The following is a 15,750-nucleotide window of genomic DNA, read 5'->3' on the forward strand; positions in this document are numbered from 1 at the left end:
GTTTTGTGGGAAAAATGAATATGAATATTTTCATTTTTCTTTCAATTGTAATAATTTCCGAGTTTTTCAATGTGATTTTATGTTATCATTTTGATACACAAGTTGAAATTTCTTATAATACTATATTATGCTATAATTTCATAGGATTTTAAATTGTGTTCTTTTATAAATAAGATATAACCAATAGAAGTGAAAATTTGAAAAGAGGTGCAAAATAGATGAAGATTTCAACGAAAGGCCGCTACGGCTTAACAATTATGATCGATCTTGCAAAAAAGTTTGGTGAAGGTCCGATTTCATTAAAATCAATTGCGCAGGCACATGACTTATCGGAACATTACTTAGAGCAATTAATTTCACCACTTCGTAACGCGCGTCTAGTAAAGAGTACGCGCGGGGCATATGGCGGATATGTATTATCAGATCAGCCGGCTAACATTACAGCTGGGGATGTAATCCGTGTGTTAGAGGGTCCGATTAGTGTTGTAGAAATGATAGAAGAAGAAGAGCCAGCACAACGCCAATTATGGATGCGTGTTCGTGATGCGGTGCAAGAAGTGTTAGATAGTACAACGTTAGAAGATTTAGTACGTTATGAGGAAGAAAATCACGGGGGTTATATGTTTTACATTTAATTCCTTGTGAAACGATTTGGAAAGAAGGAGATTTAATGGAACGCATTTACTTAGATCATGCTGCGACATCTCCGACTCACCCAGAAGTGGTCGAAAAGATGATTCCATATATGACAGAAACATTCGGAAACCCGTCTAGTATTCACTTTTATGGACGTCAAACGCGCCATGCAGTAGATGAGGCGAGACGCGCGTGTGCACGTAGCATTCATGCGAATCCGAATGAAATTATATTTACGAGCGGTGGTACAGAAGCTGATAATTTAGCACTTATCGGTGTAGCGCGTGCGAACCGTCATAAAGGTAACCATATTATAACGACGCAAATTGAACATCATGCAATTTTGCATACGTGTGAATTGTTAGAGCGTGAAGGGTTTGAAGTGACATATTTACCTGTTGATGAAACAGGACGCGTTCAAGTTTCTGACATACAAAAGGCATTGACAGAAGAGACGATTCTTGTATCTGTTATGTTTGGGAATAATGAAGTTGGGACGATGCAACCAATTGCAGAAATAGGTAAGCTGCTAAAAGAGCATCAAGCTTATTTCCATACAGATGCGGTACAAGCTTACGGTTTAGTAGAAATTAATGTGAAAGAGTTTGGTATTGATTTATTATCGATTTCAGCTCATAAAATTAACGGACCAAAAGGTGTAGGGTTCTTATACGCTGGTACAAATGTGAAATTTGAACCGTTATTAATAGGCGGAGAGCAGGAAAGAAAACGCCGTGCTGGTACTGAAAATGTGCCAAGTATTGTTGGTTTACAACATGCAATTTTGCTAGCTGAAAAAACTCGTGAGCAAAAAAATGCCCAATATGAAGAGTTTAAAGATATAATGGTATCTGTCTTCCAAAATGAAGACATTACTTTCGAGGTAAACGGAAACTTAGAATATCGCTTACCACATGTGCTTAATATTAGTTTTACAGGAATGAACATTGAACCGTTTCTTGTGAACTTAGACTTAGCTGGCATTGCTGTATCAAGTGGTTCGGCGTGTACAGCTGGTTCGATTGATCCATCACATGTATTAGTGGCGATGTTCGGAAAAGACTCCGATCAAATACGTTCATCCGTACGCTTTAGTTTCGGACTTGGAAATACGAAAGAGCAAATTGAGAAAGCGGCGTACGAAACAGTGAAAATCGTGAAGCGATTAACACAAAATTAGCATGGGAGGTGACATGATGAACAAACTACCTCACGAAACACGCGTTGTCATCGGGATGTCCGGTGGCGTCGATTCATCTGTAGCGGCTCTTTTATTAAAAGAGCAAGGTTATGATGTAATCGGAATTTTTATGAAAAACTGGGATGATACAGATGAGAATGGTGTCTGCACAGCAACAGAAGATTACAATGATGTAATTGAAGTGTGTAACCAAATTGGTATTCCGTATTATGCAGTAAACTTTGAAAAACAATACTGGGATAAAGTATTTACGTACTTCTTAGATGAGTACCGAGCTGGTCGTACACCAAACCCAGATGTAATGTGTAACAAAGAAATTAAATTTAAAGCATTTTTAGAGCATGCAATTGCACTTGGTGCTGATTATGTAGCGACAGGTCATTATGCACGCGTTGCTTATATGGACGGCGAATATAAAATGCTTCGCGGCGTTGACGACAATAAAGACCAAACGTATTTCTTAAATCAATTAAGTCAAGAGCAATTATCAAAAACAATGTTCCCGCTGGGTGAACTGAAGAAACCACAAATTCGTGAAATGGCGAAAGAAGCTGGTTTAGCGACAGCGGCGAAGAAAGATAGTACTGGTATTTGCTTCATTGGTGAGCGTAACTTTAAAGATTTCTTAAGTAACTATTTACCAGCACAACCAGGTGTGATGCAAACATTATCTGGCGAAGTGAAAGGGAAGCATGACGGTTTAATGTACTATACAATTGGACAACGTCATGGTCTTGGTATTGGCGGTAACGGTGATCCGTGGTTTGCTGTTGGGAAAAACTTGAAAGAAAACATTTTATATGTTGATCAAGGATTCCATAACGAACTTCTATATGGCGACGAAGTTATTGCTACCAATGTTGGCTGGGTAAGTAATGAAGCGAAAGAAAAAGAATTTAAGTGCACAGCGAAATTCCGTTATCGTCAAGAAGACAATAAAGTAACGGTTCAAATCGTTGATGAAAATACAGTTCGTATTCTTTGTGACGAGCCAATTCGTGCAATTACACCAGGACAAGCAGTTGTTTTCTATGATGGAGATGAGTGCTTAGGCGGTGCTACAATTGATGAAGTGTACCGTAGCGGTAAGAAATTGGATTATTTAGGATAAAACGAGAAGCCTCTACCGATTCGCGGTTAGAGGTTTCTTTTACATAAGGCGAATTTTCGTTCGCTTGGAAAATACATTCTTTGTTATAATTTGTTGTAGAGGTGAAGGACATGTCAAACAAACTTGAAACAGGTATTCAATATATGCAAGAAGGAAACTGGGAAGAAGCTGCTAAAAATTTCACAGAAGCAATTGAAGAAAATCCGAAAGATGCGCTTGGATATATTAATTTTGCAAACTTATTAGATGTATTAGGTGACAGTGAGAGAGCAATTTTATTTTATAAACGTGCATTAGAGTTAGATGATAAATCTGCGGCTGCTTATTATGGATTAGGGAACGTATATTACGGTCAAGAGCAATTTGCAGAGGCGAAAGCTGTATTTGAACAAGCGATGCAAGCTGGATTACAATCAGCTGATGTAACATTTATGTTAGGTATTACGCATGTGCAACTTGGAAATGATCGTCTTGCACTGCCGTTTTTACAAAGAGCAACAGAATTAGATGAAAACGATGTAGAAGCTGTGTTCCAGTGCGGACTTTGTTTTGCACGATTAGAACATATTCAAGAGGCGAAACCTTATTTTGAAAAGGTATTAGAAATGGATGAAGAGCATGCGGATGCGTATTATAATTTAGGTGTTGCGTACGTGTTTGAAGAAAATAACGAGAAGGCTCTTGCTTTATTTAAGAAAGCAACTGAAATTCAGCCAGATCACTTTTTAGCTGGTAATGGTGTTCGTTTATTAGAGCAAGAAGCTGAATAAGAAAAATATAGTTTAATGGGTAGTTATCCCTCATCTAAAGAGGTGGGGGATGTACTGCTCATTAAAGTGAAACGAAACCGGAAAGGAGAGGAAAGATGGGAAATCAACATGCAATGGATTTGTTTGAGGAAGAAAAAAAGTTTATAAAAGCGCAAGTTCTTCATACCATTTTCCACAACGAAGAAAACCTCTATTCCGTTGTCAGTATGAAAGTCATTGAAACGAATGAAACGTACGACGAAAAAAAAGTGATGATAAACGGTCATTTTCCCCGCATGCATGAAGATGAAGTGTTTACGTTGACAGGACATTTTAAAGACCATCCGAAGTATGGGAAACAATATTTAGTTGAAACGTTTAAGAAAGAATTGCCGCAAACAAAAGCAGGTATGGTGCAATATTTAGCGAGTGATCTATTTAAAGGGATAGGAAAACGCACAGCTGAAAAAATTGTGGACCATCTAGGGGAACATGCTATTTCTAAAATCATGGATGATCCTGAGGCTTTAAACGGTGTTGTTAACAAACAAAAAGCGCAAGAAATATATGAGACAATTGTTGAACATCAAGGATTAGAGAAAGTAATGAGTTTTTTAAATGGTTACGGTTTTGGAACGAAGCTTTCTATTAAGATTTATCAGCAATATAAAGAGATGACATTAGAAGTAATTCGTAATAACCCATATCAGCTTATTGAAGAAGTGGATGGGATTGGATTTGGAAGAGCGGATGATATCGGACGTGCGTTAGGGATATCGGGTAATCATGATGATCGTGTACGTGCGGGATGTTTTTATACGTTAGAGAATGTATCATTACAACTTGGTCACGTTTATATGAGAAAAGATCAACTTATAAGAGAAACGATGTCACTTTTAAATAATCAAGAAGGAAGAGTGACGGAGGAAGACATTATAAGCTGTATTGAAATGATGCAAAGTGAAGGGAAAGTCATCATCGAAGAAGAGCGAGTATATTTGGCATCGTTATTCTATTCTGAAAAAGGTGTTGTGAAGTCTATTCGCAGGCTCATGAATCAGGAAGAAACACCTTCATTTCCTGAAGCAGAAGTGTTAAAGACGTTAGGTGAAATTGAAGAACAATTGAACGTACAGTATGCGCCGCTTCAGCAAGAAGCAATTCAAACGGCACTTCATAAACCGATGATGTTATTGACAGGTGGACCAGGAACAGGAAAAACAACAGTTATTAAAGGAATTGTTGAAATGTATGCGTCACTTCACGGGCTATCGTTAAATCCGAATGAATATAGTGATGATAATCCATTTCCGATACTATTAACAGCTCCAACAGGAAGAGCAGCGAAGCGAATGAGTGAATCAACAGGGCTTCCAGCTTGCACAATTCACCGTTTACTTGGATGGACGCCAGAAGGGTCTTTCCAGCGTAATGAAACAGATCCGGTACAAGGGAAATTACTCATTATTGATGAATTTTCAATGGTTGATATTTGGCTTGCAAATCAGCTGTTTAAGTCATTGCCGACTAACATTCAAGTTATCGTTGTAGGCGATGAAGATCAATTACCATCTGTAGGACCTGGGCAAGTATTGAAAGATTTATTAAATGCAGGTGCAGTTCCAACAGTAAAGCTTACTGAAATTTATCGTCAAGCGGAAGGTTCATCAGTGATTCAACTTGCCCATGCGATAAAAAATGGAACGCTCCCACCAGATTTAGCGCAAAATCAAAAAGATCGTTCATTTATCGGCTGCACAGGAGCTCAAATTGTTGAAGTTGTTAAGAAGGTTTGCGAAAACGCTAAGACAAAAGGGTTTAGCGCAAGAGATGTACAAGTATTGGCCCCGATGTATCGTGGACCGGCTGGTATTAATGTACTAAACGAAGCGTTGCAAGAAGTGTTTAATCCGAAAAGAGAAAAGAGTAAAGAAATTGCTTACGGTGATGTTGTATACCGAAGAGGCGATAAAGTTTTGCAACTCGTTAATCAGCCGGAGAGCCAAGTATTTAATGGTGATATCGGCGAAATTGTTTCGGTGTTTTATGCGAAAGAAAACGTTGAGCAACAAGATATGATTATCGTTTCATTTGATGGAATTGAGGTAACATATACAAAACCAGATTTAAATCAAATTACACATGCTTATTGCTGTTCCATTCATAAATCGCAAGGTAGTGAGTTTCCCATTGTGATTATGCCGATAGTGAAAAGTTATAATCGTATGTTACGTCGTAATTTAATTTATACTGGTATTACAAGAAGTAAGAAGTTCCTTATTATTTGCGGGGAGGAAGCTGCTTTTCAGTCTGGTGTAAATCGCCTTGATGATGCAATGCGTCAAACGACTTTAGCTAGCCGCTTGCAAGAATCACAAGGAGAAGTACAGATGGTAACGGTTAATGGTGAAGAAATGGACGTGGAAAACATTTCACCGTATGATTTCATGTAACAAGGTGAAATTATATAGTGAAACTTTCAAACGTATAACGTTGAAAGGCTCCAGCAATGTATAAATGAATGCAGTTTGGACATAATGGCGAATAGAATCCGGGAGACTGTAAGGAGATGAACGCCATATGTTTATTTGTCCAAATTGCAAAGGGAAAGACATTGGAAAAATAGGTGTCAACCAATTTTATTGCTGGAATTGTTATATCGAATTATCGGTTTCAAAGGGGAAAATCCATACGCATCAAGTAGAAGAAGATGGTTCACTAAGCTCTCTTGATGATTTATTTGATGAGAATGAAAGAACGATCGGATAACGAAAAGGGGGATTTACTTTGAATCTACGCAATTCATTAATCGCATTAGGTGTTGGAGCGGCAGCATATCAATATGCTCGCAAACAAGATGTATTTTCAAAACGCAATATGAAAAAAGCACGTAAGATGATTAAATCTTATTTATAAGCGTAAAAAACTCCCTTCATGATAAGGGAGTTTTTTTATGTGCTTGTATGCAAATATAAAAGCCCAATTTCAGAGAAGAGATAAGATAGGCCGTAACATCCAACGCCAAGCATTCCGTAATGAAATAATTGCTTCGCTTTTTCTTTTCGTGAGGAACGAACAAAGAAGCCTTTCCAAATACCAAACCCGATACAAATCCATTCAAGAATCATAAAAAATGCAGATAATATGAGCATAAATAAAACCATTATGAGTCCTCCTGATTATATTGTTTCATGCTGCATTCTCACGGGTGGTTGTCCTTGTTACGTTATGTATATGTACGTCTTTACAAAACAGTATGGTCTGCACGAAAAGATTTTAAAACTTTTGCACATAACCTACCCTATTTATTTTCAAAATAAGAGTGGAGGAGGTTTTTCGTGTGAAGAATCTTAAAATCATTTGGATATATCGTTTAGGGTTATTGTTACTTGTCTTTCTTTGTTTGCTCGTCTTTTTAAAAATTAAGCCGTTATGGGCACCGATTATCTTTGTATGTAAAGTGGCCATTACACCGTTTCTTATTGCATGTTTCATTGCGTATTTATTGCATCCTTTAATTGAAAAAATTCATAAGGAAGGGATGCCGCGTACACTCGCCATTTTGCTTATTTACATTCTTTTCTTTGGTGGAATTGGTTATGGAATTTATAAAGGAACGCCAATTGTCATTAAGCAATTACAAGAAATCAATGAGCAATTTCCGCAGTTTACAAAGATGTATGATTCGTGGATGGATGGTGTTACAGAACAAACAGCGAATTTCCCATCATTTATTCATGAAAAGGTGAAACAAATTTTTGTTGGTGTAGAAACGAAGATACAAGCACTTTTAAATAAAGTGATGAGCACAGCTCGTGGTGTACTAGATTCGTTACTCATTATTTTCTTAATTCCGTTCATTGTATTTTACATATTAAAAGATTACGGCGAGTTTTATCATATCTTTTGGAAACTAGTCCCGAGTAAGTGGCGTAGTACGGGGCAAATGCTGGCGAAAGAAATTGATAAGTCACTTGGAAGTTATATTCGAGGACAATTATTTGTTTGTTTAGTATTAGGAGGAGTATCCGTTCTTTCTTTTTGGTTTATTGGTATGAAATATCCATTATTGCTTGGCATTATTATTGGGGTAACGGATATAATCCCATACTTCGGCCCTATTTTAGGGGCGATTCCAGCGTTGATGATTGCAGCAACGGTATCAACAAGTTTACTCATTAAAGCGGGGATTACGATTGCTATTTTGCAATTTGTAGAAAGTAATATTTTATCCCCTTACATCGTTGGTAAGTCGCTTCGCATGCATCCTGTCATTATTATGCTTGCACTACTAGTTGGAGGAGAAGTAGCAGGAATTGTAGGGTTATTAATATCAGTTCCTGTTTTAGCGGTCATTCGTACAGTGATCGTTCATGTAAGGCCTCTTTGGAAAAAAGAAGATGTGTAATAGGAAGGCCCTCTACTTTTTTAAGTAGAGGGCCTTCGTTATTTAGAGAGTTGCTCGTTTATTTTTTGAACGAGAGAGCTTACATCATTTGTTTGAATATGTTTTATTTTTTTCCATTCATTATCATACATAAATACAATTTGATTGCTGAAAAGACGCTTTTGTTCTTTTAAATTTGAAATTTTTGCGAAAGAGTACTCCTCAAGTAATGGATTCTTGCTTACATCTGGACCATAAAAGAAGAGCCTTTTGTTTGTTAAAATTAATAGGCCTGGTCTTGCGACGGAACGATAAATAAATATTTCTAGTGAACATGCTGTGTAAAATAATATTGTTTCATCATTTGTTAACATATTTTTAGCTTCGTTCAATAAGGTTGTCATTATAATCGCTCCTTTATTATTGATAATTTAATTATAACAAAAAAACAATATTCAGAAAAGTTCGTAGAAGTAGTACAATTTATTAATACATGCATAATATATGAAAAGGCTGTTAAGAATGAATAGTAGAATAGCTATGATTAATATGCAATTGATATAATATAAATGATTATCTACATTGACAAACTTAAGAGAATTCTATTATATTTAGTCATATAATACATTAAATCAATGACGGAACAAGTACGTTACAGTCCATTTATAGAGAGAAGCTTCCATATGGCTGAAAGAAGCTTTAAATGAAGGGTAACAGAAAGCTAATCCTGAGAGCAGCTAATCACTGCCGTCTTGCCACGTTACGGCACCATGAGGTGATGAATTGATTCGTATAGCAATCAATTCATAATTAGGGTGGTATCGCGAGTTAACTCTCGTCCCTTTTATAGGGGCGGGAGTTTTTTATATTTAAGGAGGAAAATACAATGAAACAACTAACAGGCGCACAAATTCGTCAAATGTTTTTAGACTTTTTCCAAGAAAAAGGACACGCAGTAGAACCTAGTGCATCACTAGTTCCACATGAAGATCCATCTCTTCTGTGGATTAACAGTGGTGTAGCAACATTAAAAAAATATTTTGATGGACGTGTAATCCCGCAAAATCCACGTATTACAAATGCTCAAAAATCAATTCGTACAAACGATATTGAAAACGTAGGGAAAACAGCTCGTCACCATACATTCTTTGAAATGTTAGGAAACTTCTCAATCGGTGATTACTTCAAAGAAGAAGCAATTACTTGGGCTTGGGAATTCTTAACGAGCGACAAATGGATCGGATTCGATAAAGAATTACTATCCGTTACAATCCATCCAGAAGATGAAGAAGCATTCACAATTTGGAATGAGAAAATGGGCGTTCCAAAAGAGCGCATCATCCGCTTAGAAGAAAACTTCTGGGATATCGGTGAAGGACCAAGTGGACCGAATACAGAGATTTTCTATGACCGAGGAGAAGCTTACGGTAATGACTTTAGTGACCCAGAATTATATCCAGGCGGAGAAAACGAGCGTTACTTAGAAGTATGGAACCTTGTATTCTCTCAATTTAACCATAATCCAGACGGTTCATATACACCACTTCCTAAGAAAAACATCGATACAGGGATGGGTCTAGAGCGTATGACATCTATCGTTCAAGATGTGCCTACAAACTTTGACACAGACTTATTCATGCCAATGATTGGTGCAACAGAAACAATCTCTGGTGAGAAATATCGTAATGGTGACTTAGAAAAAGATATGGCATTTAAAGTAATTGCTGACCATATCCGTACAGTAACATTCGCTGTTGGTGACGGTGCTCTTCCATCTAACGAAGGCCGTGGTTATGTATTACGTCGTTTATTACGCCGTGCGGTTCGTTATTCGAAGAAATTAAACATCAACCGTCCATTCATGTTTGAATTAGTGCCGGTTGTTGGTGAAGTAATGAAAGACTTCTATCCAGAAGTACTTGAAAAGAAAGATTTCATCGCAAAAGTTGTGAAAAATGAAGAAGAGCGTTTCCATGAAACACTTCATGATGGGGAAGCGATTTTAGCTGAAGTTATCGCAAAAGCTAAAGAAGAAAAAACAACTGTTATTTCTGGAGTAGATGCGTTCCGTCTATATGACACATACGGTTTCCCAATTGAATTAACAGAAGAATATGCAGAAGAAGCTGGTATGACAGTTGATCATGAAGGCTTTGAAAATGAAATGGAAAAACAACGTGAGCGCGCACGTGCTGCTCGTCAAGACGTTGATTCTATGCAAGTTCAAGGCGGTGTCCTTGGAGAAGTGAAAGTAGCGAGCGAGTTCGTTGGTTACGGTACAGTTGCAACAGAAAGTAACGTTGTTGCACTTGTGAAAAACGGCGAATACACAGACAGCTTACAAGTTGGAGAAGAAGGACAATTAATGCTTGATGTAACACCATTCTATGCTGAGAGCGGTGGACAAATTGCAGACCGTGGCTATCTTCTTGCTGATGGCGTGAAAGTTCTTGTAAAAGACGTACAAAAAGCACCAAACGGCCAAAACTTGCACCAAGTTGTTGTGGAAGAAGGTACGTTAACGAAAGATGCAGCTGTAAAAGCTATTATCGATACGAAAAACCGTAGTAGTGTTGTGAAAAACCATACAGCAACTCACTTACTACACCAAGCATTAAAAGATGTACTTGGAACGCACGTTAACCAAGCGGGTTCTCTTGTAACTTCTGAACGTTTACGCTTTGACTTCTCTCACTTCGGTCAAGTACAAGCTGACGAATTAGAAAAAATTGAGCGTATTGTAAACGAGAAAATTTGGGAAAGTATTGATGTTGAGATTTCTCAAAAAGCAATCGAAGAAGCGAAAGAAATGGGCGCAATGGCATTATTCGGTGAAAAATATGGTGATGTTGTACGCGTTGTACAAGTTGGCGATTATAGCTTAGAGCTTTGCGGTGGTTGTCACGTTGATAACACAGCTTCTATCGGTATTTTCAAAATCGTTGCTGAGTCTGGTATCGGTGCAGGAACTCGTCGTATTGAAGCAGTAACTGGTAAGTCTGCTTATGAATTAATGAACGATCAAGTAGGTTTATTAAAAGAAGCAGCTGGAAAAATGAAAACAAATCCAAAAGATATTTTAACAAGAGTAGATGGTTTGTTTGCTGAAGTAAAACAACTTCAAAAGGAAAACGAATCTCTTGCAGCAAAATTAAGCAATATTGAAGCTGGAAACTTAACTGATTCAGTAATGACAGTTGATGGCGTAAACGTATTAGCGGCAAAAGTAAATGTTGCAGATATGAACAACTTACGTACGATGATGGATGACCTAAAAAATAAATTAGAATCTGCAGTTGTCGTATTAGCATCTGTAAATGATGATAAAGTAAACATCTTAGCTGGCGTAACGAAAGATTTAATTAGCCAAGGATACCATGCTGGTAAACTTGTGAAAGAAGTAGCTTCTCGTTGTGGCGGTGGCGGTGGTGGCCGTCCTGATATGGCACAAGCGGGCGGTAAAAACCCAGCGCAAGTTGAGGAAGCTTTAGCATTTGTACAAGAGTACGTTAAATCTGTTTCAAAATAAAGAGATAGTAGTGTACAATGGTAGGGAGAGGAGAAGTTCTTCTCCCTATACTTACTATATAAGTGAGGTGCTTGAAATGGACGGTTTTGATAAAACAATGAAGTTTAGCATTCAAGATGAAAAACAGAGTGTCCATGTAAATGATGTACTTTTAACTGTGTATGATGCACTTCAAGAAAAAGGCTATAATCCGATTAACCAAATCGTCGGTTATTTATTAAGTGGAGACCCAGCATACATACCTCGCCATAAAGATGCACGAAGCATCATTCGCAAGCTTGAACGTGATGAATTAATTGAAGAGCTTGTGAAGTCTTACTTGAAACATCATCGTGAGGAGTAATTTATGCGGATATTAGGTTTAGATGTAGGTACAAAAACAGTCGGAGTTGCAATTAGTGACGAAATGGGCTGGACAGCGCAAGGGCTTGAAACAATCAAGATTAACGAAGAACGAGGTCAATTTGGATTTGATCGCATTTCTGAGTTAGTAAAACAGTATGATGTGGACAAGATAGTAGTAGGTTTACCTAAAAATATGAATGGTACAATTGGCCCGCGTGGTGAAGCATGCCAACAATTTGCAGAAAACCTACGAGAGCTGTTACAATTAGACGTTGTAATGTGGGACGAGCGTTTGTCAACGATGGCAGCGGAACGTCTACTCATTTCAGCCGATGTAAGCCGTAAGAAGCGAAAGCAAGTAATTGATAAGATGGCTGCAGTCGTAATCTTACAAGGATTTTTAGATAGTAAATAAGAGGTGACCAAAATGGAAGAAAATCAAATTACAATTGTAGACGAAAAAGGTAACGAACATTTATGTGAAATTATTTTCACTTTTGACGCTGAAAAATTTGGCAAAAAATCATACGTAGTCTTCTCTCCAATCGGTGAAGTAGACGAAGATGGAGACCAAATTTATGATGCAATGGCCTATGAGCAAAATGAAGAAGAGGGCGGAACTTTACTTCCAATCGAATCTGAAGAAGAGTGGGAAATGGTACAAGAAATGTTCAACACTCTAGCTGATGAGCAAGAAGCTGAATAATAAGTACTGAAAAGGTGGACGATATATCGTCCATCTTTTTTATATGTAAAATGAAAGATTTTTTGTCGAAACTGCGTAATCCTTTGTAGTATAATGAGACGGATTGTAGAAAAATAAAGTATCTGTCAAAAATGATAGGTAAGTTTATTGTGATTTTTCATCATGTTGTATAGAAAGATGTACATATGGCCTACAATTGAATAAGGAGGAAGAGTTTTGGTAGAGAATCAAGTGAAAAAGAAGCGTAGACGCATTTTTTTATTTTCGATTATTGCACTGCTTTTAGTTTGTGGTTCAGTCTATGCGTATATTTCATCCGCATTAGGACCAGTTGATACCGGGAATAAAAAAGAGATTGAAGTAGAAATTCCAAAGGGATCATCTACTAGTAAAATTGGTGAGATTTTAGAAGAAAAAGGTGCTGTGAAAAACGGTACAGTTTTTAGTTTTTATACAAAGGCTAAATCTAAAAATTTACAAGCGGGTACATATTTATTAAATCCTTCAATGAGTGCGAAAGATGTTATGGAGCAAATGTCATCTGGTAATGTACATCGTCCAGCTCTTTATAAAGTGACGATAAAAGAAGGAGCACAAGTAACTGAAATTGCAGAAACGGTTGCAAACGAATTAAAGTGGAATAAAGATGATGTCGTACGTCAATTAAACGATAAAGCATTTATTCAAAAAATGCAGCAAAAGTATCCGAAGTTGTTAACCGATAAAATCTTTGATAGCAATATTAAATATCCGTTAGAAGGTTATTTATATCCTGCGACGTACTCTTTCTATAAAAAAGATACGACGTTAGAAGAAGTTGTAATTCCAATGCTTGAAAAAACGAATGCAATCATTGTTCAAAATGAGGCAAAAATGAAAGCGAAAAACTGGGATGTTCACCAGCTTTTAACATTGTCTTCACTTATTGAAGAAGAGGCAACAGGCTTTACAGATCGTCAAAAGATCTCTAGTGTCTTTTATAATCGTTTAGCAAAAGGCATGCCACTGCAAACTGATCCGACGGTATTATATGCACTTGGAAAGCATAAACAACGTGTGTTATACGAAGATTTAAAGGTTAACTCACCATACAATACGTATGTGGTGAAAGGATTGCCTGTCGGTCCGATTGCAAACTCTGGCAAACATTCAGTGGAAGCGGCGTTAGAACCCGCGCAAACAGATTATTATTATTTCTTAGCTGCACCAACTGGTGAAGTGTATTATGCGAAAACATTGGAAGAGCATAATGCATTAAAGCAAAAATATATTACGAAAAAGCAGTGAAATGGGGAGGGATAGCGAAAAAGGTCGCACATCCCTCTTTTTTGTGGTAAAATATATCGGGTTAAAAACTGGCAGAAGAATCGTTTTTAATATCAAAACGGGACGTACAAGCTAAGGGTAAAGCTGGCTTGTATTTTTATTGCATTCTATGTGTGAAAAGACGTCATAGAGGCACTTCTCCATGTAAATAAGGAGGACCATTATGGAGGATGCAGTTAACGAGTACCTATTATCATTTATTGATCCGAAAGATAAATTAATTCTTGAAATGGAAGACTATGCGAAAGAAAATCATGTGCCAATTATGGATCGACTTGGAATGGAATTTATGTTGCAATTTTTACGTTTAATTGGACCGAAGAGTATTTTAGAGCTTGGTACAGCAATTGGCTATTCTAGCATTCGTATGATGCAAGCTATTCCAAATTCTCGCATTGTGACAGTTGAGCGTAATCGCGATCGATATGAAAAAGCACTTGAATATATAGAACGTTCACCAGTTAAAGAGCGTATTTCCGTTATTTACGGTGATGCGTTAGAAACAGGCGAGCAAGTAGAAGAACATGGAACATTTGATGTTATTTTTATTGACGCAGCAAAAGGACAATATCGTCGCTTTTTTGACTTATATGAACCGTTATTAAATCCTGGTGGCGTAATTATTTCAGATAATGTTATGTACCATGGCCTTGTAACGACGAAAGAGAAAATTGAAAACAGACGTACACGTGGTTTAATCCGTCGTATTAAGACGTACAATGAATGGCTTATGAACCATGAAGGATATGATACAACGATTTTCCCAATTGGTGATGGAGTAGCTGTTAGTAAAAAGAGAGGGTGACCGAGGTATGAAGAAACCTGAATTGTTAGTAACGCCAAAAGCAGTGGCGGATATCGAACCTCTTGCGAAAGCAGGAGCAGATGCGGTAATGATTGGCGAGCAAAAGTTTGGTTTACGTTTAGCAGGTGAGTTTTCACGTGAAGATGTGAAACAAGCTGTGAAAATTGCACATGAAAATGGTGTGAAAGTATACGTAGCAATGAACGCTATGTTCCACAACGATAAAGTAGAAGAATTAACAGACTATGTTGCATTTTTAAACGAAGTACATGTAGATGCAATTGTTTTTGGAGACCCAGCAGTATTAATGGCGGTCCGCGAAGTAGCGCCAAATATGCAATTGCACTGGAATACAGAAACAACAGCAACAAACTGGTTTACTTGTAACTACTGGGGAAAAAGAGGAGCAAAACGTGCTGTATTAGCTCGTGAGCTTAGCTTAGATGAAATTGTTGAGTTAAAAGAAAATGCTGAAGTGGAACTTGAAGTACAAATTCACGGTATGACTTGTATGTTCCAATCGAAGCGTTCATTAGTAGGAAACTACTTTGAGTATCAAGGACGTCATCTTGACATTGAAAAGAAAAAATATGAAGAGAATATGTTCTTATATGACCCAGAGCGTAACAATAAATATCCAATTTATGAAGATGAAAATGGTACTCACATTATGAGTCCAAACGATATTTGTTTCATCGATGAGTTAGAAGAGCTAATTGATGCTGAAATCGACAGCTTAAAAATTGATGGTGTACTAAAAAGCTCTGAATACATTATTGAGGTAACGAAGAAATATCGTAAAGCAATTGATTTATGTGTAGAAGATCGTGATGCGTATTATGACGTGAAAGACGATTTATATAAAGAGATAGAAGAAATGCAACCGGTAAATCGTCCGTTAGATACAGGATTCTTCTTTAAAGAGACGGTTTACTAAACGAGGAGGGTGTAGGAA

General features: G+C 37.3%; 17 protein-coding genes and 1 other annotated feature. Of the genes, 15 read left to right on the forward strand and 2 right to left on the reverse strand.

Going from position 1 to position 15,750, the window contains the following annotated elements; genetic code table 11:
- Positions 1 to 218: 218 nt before the first annotated feature.
- The 7 genes from cymR to AC0L0O_RS02620 all read left to right on the forward strand — a co-directional run bounded on the left by cymR (position 219) and on the right by AC0L0O_RS02620 (position 6,613).
- On the forward strand, positions 219 to 635 hold the full coding sequence (gene cymR / locus AC0L0O_RS02590; protein ID WP_000704116.1) for a cysteine metabolism transcriptional regulator CymR: 417 nt from the start codon (positions 219 to 221) through the stop codon (positions 633 to 635).
- Between the two features lie 35 nt (positions 636 to 670).
- A complete protein-coding gene (locus AC0L0O_RS02595) occupies positions 671 to 1,816 on the forward strand; it encodes a cysteine desulfurase family protein (protein ID WP_000439912.1) in 1,146 nt (381 codons plus the stop codon).
- A 16-nt stretch (positions 1,817 to 1,832) separates the two neighbouring features.
- Positions 1,833 to 2,948 carry a tRNA 2-thiouridine(34) synthase MnmA gene (gene mnmA / locus AC0L0O_RS02600; RefSeq protein WP_001038006.1) on the forward strand — a complete coding sequence of 372 codons (1,116 nt, stop codon included), beginning with the start codon at positions 1,833 to 1,835 and terminating at the stop codon, positions 2,946 to 2,948.
- A 110-nt stretch (positions 2,949 to 3,058) separates the two neighbouring features.
- A complete protein-coding gene (locus AC0L0O_RS02605; RefSeq protein WP_000066395.1) occupies positions 3,059 to 3,718 on the forward strand; it encodes a tetratricopeptide repeat protein in 660 nt (219 codons plus the stop codon).
- Positions 3,719 to 3,813: 95 nt separating this feature from the next.
- A complete protein-coding gene (gene recD2 / locus AC0L0O_RS02610; protein ID WP_000528067.1) occupies positions 3,814 to 6,150 on the forward strand; it encodes an SF1B family DNA helicase RecD2 in 2,337 nt (778 codons plus the stop codon).
- A gap of 127 nt (positions 6,151 to 6,277) precedes the next feature.
- Positions 6,278 to 6,466 carry a hypothetical protein gene (locus tag AC0L0O_RS02615; protein WP_000469281.1) on the forward strand — a complete coding sequence of 63 codons (189 nt, stop codon included), beginning with the start codon at positions 6,278 to 6,280 and terminating at the stop codon, positions 6,464 to 6,466.
- Between the two features lie 18 nt (positions 6,467 to 6,484).
- On the forward strand, positions 6,485 to 6,613 hold the full coding sequence (locus tag AC0L0O_RS02620; RefSeq protein WP_001053553.1) for a YrzQ family protein: 129 nt from the start codon (positions 6,485 to 6,487) through the stop codon (positions 6,611 to 6,613).
- A 35-nt stretch (positions 6,614 to 6,648) separates the two neighbouring features.
- On the opposite strand, the gene AC0L0O_RS02625 is transcribed toward AC0L0O_RS02620, so the two are convergent.
- Positions 6,649 to 6,861: a hypothetical protein gene (locus tag AC0L0O_RS02625; RefSeq protein ID WP_000242541.1), complete on the reverse strand. Its 213-nt coding sequence runs from the start codon at positions 6,859 to 6,861 to the stop codon at positions 6,649 to 6,651.
- Positions 6,862 to 7,037: 176 nt separating this feature from the next.
- Between AC0L0O_RS02625 and AC0L0O_RS02630 the strand changes: the two genes are divergently transcribed.
- Positions 7,038 to 8,105 (forward strand): AI-2E family transporter, encoded by a 1,068-nt coding sequence (locus AC0L0O_RS02630; protein WP_000793108.1) that lies wholly within the window; start codon positions 7,038 to 7,040, stop codon positions 8,103 to 8,105.
- Between the two features lie 38 nt (positions 8,106 to 8,143).
- Here AC0L0O_RS02630 and AC0L0O_RS02635 read toward each other — a convergent pair whose 3' ends face one another.
- A complete protein-coding gene (locus AC0L0O_RS02635) occupies positions 8,144 to 8,488 on the reverse strand; it encodes a PH domain-containing protein (RefSeq protein WP_000209458.1) in 345 nt (114 codons plus the stop codon).
- Between the two features lie 222 nt (positions 8,489 to 8,710).
- Positions 8,711 to 8,930, forward strand: a binding site (T-box leader).
- A 40-nt stretch (positions 8,931 to 8,970) separates the two neighbouring features.
- Between AC0L0O_RS02635 and alaS the strand changes: the two genes are divergently transcribed.
- From alaS to AC0L0O_RS02670, 7 genes are all read left to right on the forward strand, one after another.
- Positions 8,971 to 11,613 (forward strand): alanine--tRNA ligase, encoded by a 2,643-nt coding sequence (gene alaS / locus AC0L0O_RS02640; protein WP_000811840.1) that lies wholly within the window; start codon positions 8,971 to 8,973, stop codon positions 11,611 to 11,613.
- A 76-nt stretch (positions 11,614 to 11,689) separates the two neighbouring features.
- Positions 11,690 to 11,956, forward strand: coding sequence for an IreB family regulatory phosphoprotein (locus AC0L0O_RS02645; RefSeq protein ID WP_000348590.1), 267 nt, complete (start codon positions 11,690 to 11,692; stop codon positions 11,954 to 11,956).
- Between the two features lie 3 nt (positions 11,957 to 11,959).
- Positions 11,960 to 12,373, forward strand: coding sequence for a Holliday junction resolvase RuvX (gene ruvX, locus AC0L0O_RS02650; protein WP_001221197.1), 414 nt, complete (start codon positions 11,960 to 11,962; stop codon positions 12,371 to 12,373).
- A gap of 12 nt (positions 12,374 to 12,385) precedes the next feature.
- Entirely contained in the window at positions 12,386 to 12,664 is a 279-nt protein-coding gene (locus AC0L0O_RS02655; RefSeq protein WP_000392247.1) for a DUF1292 domain-containing protein, read from the forward strand.
- A 216-nt stretch (positions 12,665 to 12,880) separates the two neighbouring features.
- Positions 12,881 to 13,951, forward strand: coding sequence for an endolytic transglycosylase MltG (gene mltG / locus AC0L0O_RS02660; protein WP_000230091.1), 1,071 nt, complete (start codon positions 12,881 to 12,883; stop codon positions 13,949 to 13,951).
- A gap of 202 nt (positions 13,952 to 14,153) precedes the next feature.
- Positions 14,154 to 14,795: an O-methyltransferase gene (locus tag AC0L0O_RS02665; RefSeq protein WP_000389090.1), complete on the forward strand. Its 642-nt coding sequence runs from the start codon at positions 14,154 to 14,156 to the stop codon at positions 14,793 to 14,795.
- Between the two features lie 7 nt (positions 14,796 to 14,802).
- Positions 14,803 to 15,732: a peptidase U32 family protein gene (locus tag AC0L0O_RS02670; protein WP_000742775.1), complete on the forward strand. Its 930-nt coding sequence runs from the start codon at positions 14,803 to 14,805 to the stop codon at positions 15,730 to 15,732.
- Positions 15,733 to 15,750: the final 18 nt, after the last annotated feature.

The sequence above is a fragment of the Bacillus sp. GS3m_15504 genome, from assembly GCF_055825275.1.

Bases quoted from the DNA above. Each gene is read 5' to 3' on its own strand.
- mnmA (WP_001038006.1), top strand. From the start codon at position 1,833: ATGAACAAACTACCTCACGAAACACGCGTTGTCATCGGGATGTCCGGT.
- ruvX (WP_001221197.1), top strand. From the start codon at position 11,960: ATGCGGATATTAGGTTTAGATGTAGGTACAAAAACAGTCGGAGTTGCA.
- AC0L0O_RS02665 (WP_000389090.1), top strand. From the start codon at position 14,154: ATGGAGGATGCAGTTAACGAGTACCTATTATCATTTATTGATCCGAAA.
- AC0L0O_RS02615 (WP_000469281.1), top strand. From the start codon at position 6,278: ATGTTTATTTGTCCAAATTGCAAAGGGAAAGACATTGGAAAAATAGGT.
- AC0L0O_RS02670 (WP_000742775.1), top strand. From the start codon at position 14,803: ATGAAGAAACCTGAATTGTTAGTAACGCCAAAAGCAGTGGCGGATATC.
- AC0L0O_RS02655 (WP_000392247.1), top strand. From the start codon at position 12,386: ATGGAAGAAAATCAAATTACAATTGTAGACGAAAAAGGTAACGAACAT.
- AC0L0O_RS02625 (WP_000242541.1), bottom strand. From the start codon at position 6,861: ATGGTTTTATTTATGCTCATATTATCTGCATTTTTTATGATTCTTGAA.
- AC0L0O_RS02645 (WP_000348590.1), top strand. From the start codon at position 11,690: ATGGACGGTTTTGATAAAACAATGAAGTTTAGCATTCAAGATGAAAAA.
- cymR (WP_000704116.1), top strand. From the start codon at position 219: ATGAAGATTTCAACGAAAGGCCGCTACGGCTTAACAATTATGATCGAT.
- AC0L0O_RS02635 (WP_000209458.1), bottom strand. From the start codon at position 8,488: ATGACAACCTTATTGAACGAAGCTAAAAATATGTTAACAAATGATGAA.
- AC0L0O_RS02595 (WP_000439912.1), top strand. From the start codon at position 671: ATGGAACGCATTTACTTAGATCATGCTGCGACATCTCCGACTCACCCA.
- AC0L0O_RS02605 (WP_000066395.1), top strand. From the start codon at position 3,059: ATGTCAAACAAACTTGAAACAGGTATTCAATATATGCAAGAAGGAAAC.
- alaS (WP_000811840.1), top strand. From the start codon at position 8,971: ATGAAACAACTAACAGGCGCACAAATTCGTCAAATGTTTTTAGACTTT.
- recD2 (WP_000528067.1), top strand. From the start codon at position 3,814: ATGGGAAATCAACATGCAATGGATTTGTTTGAGGAAGAAAAAAAGTTT.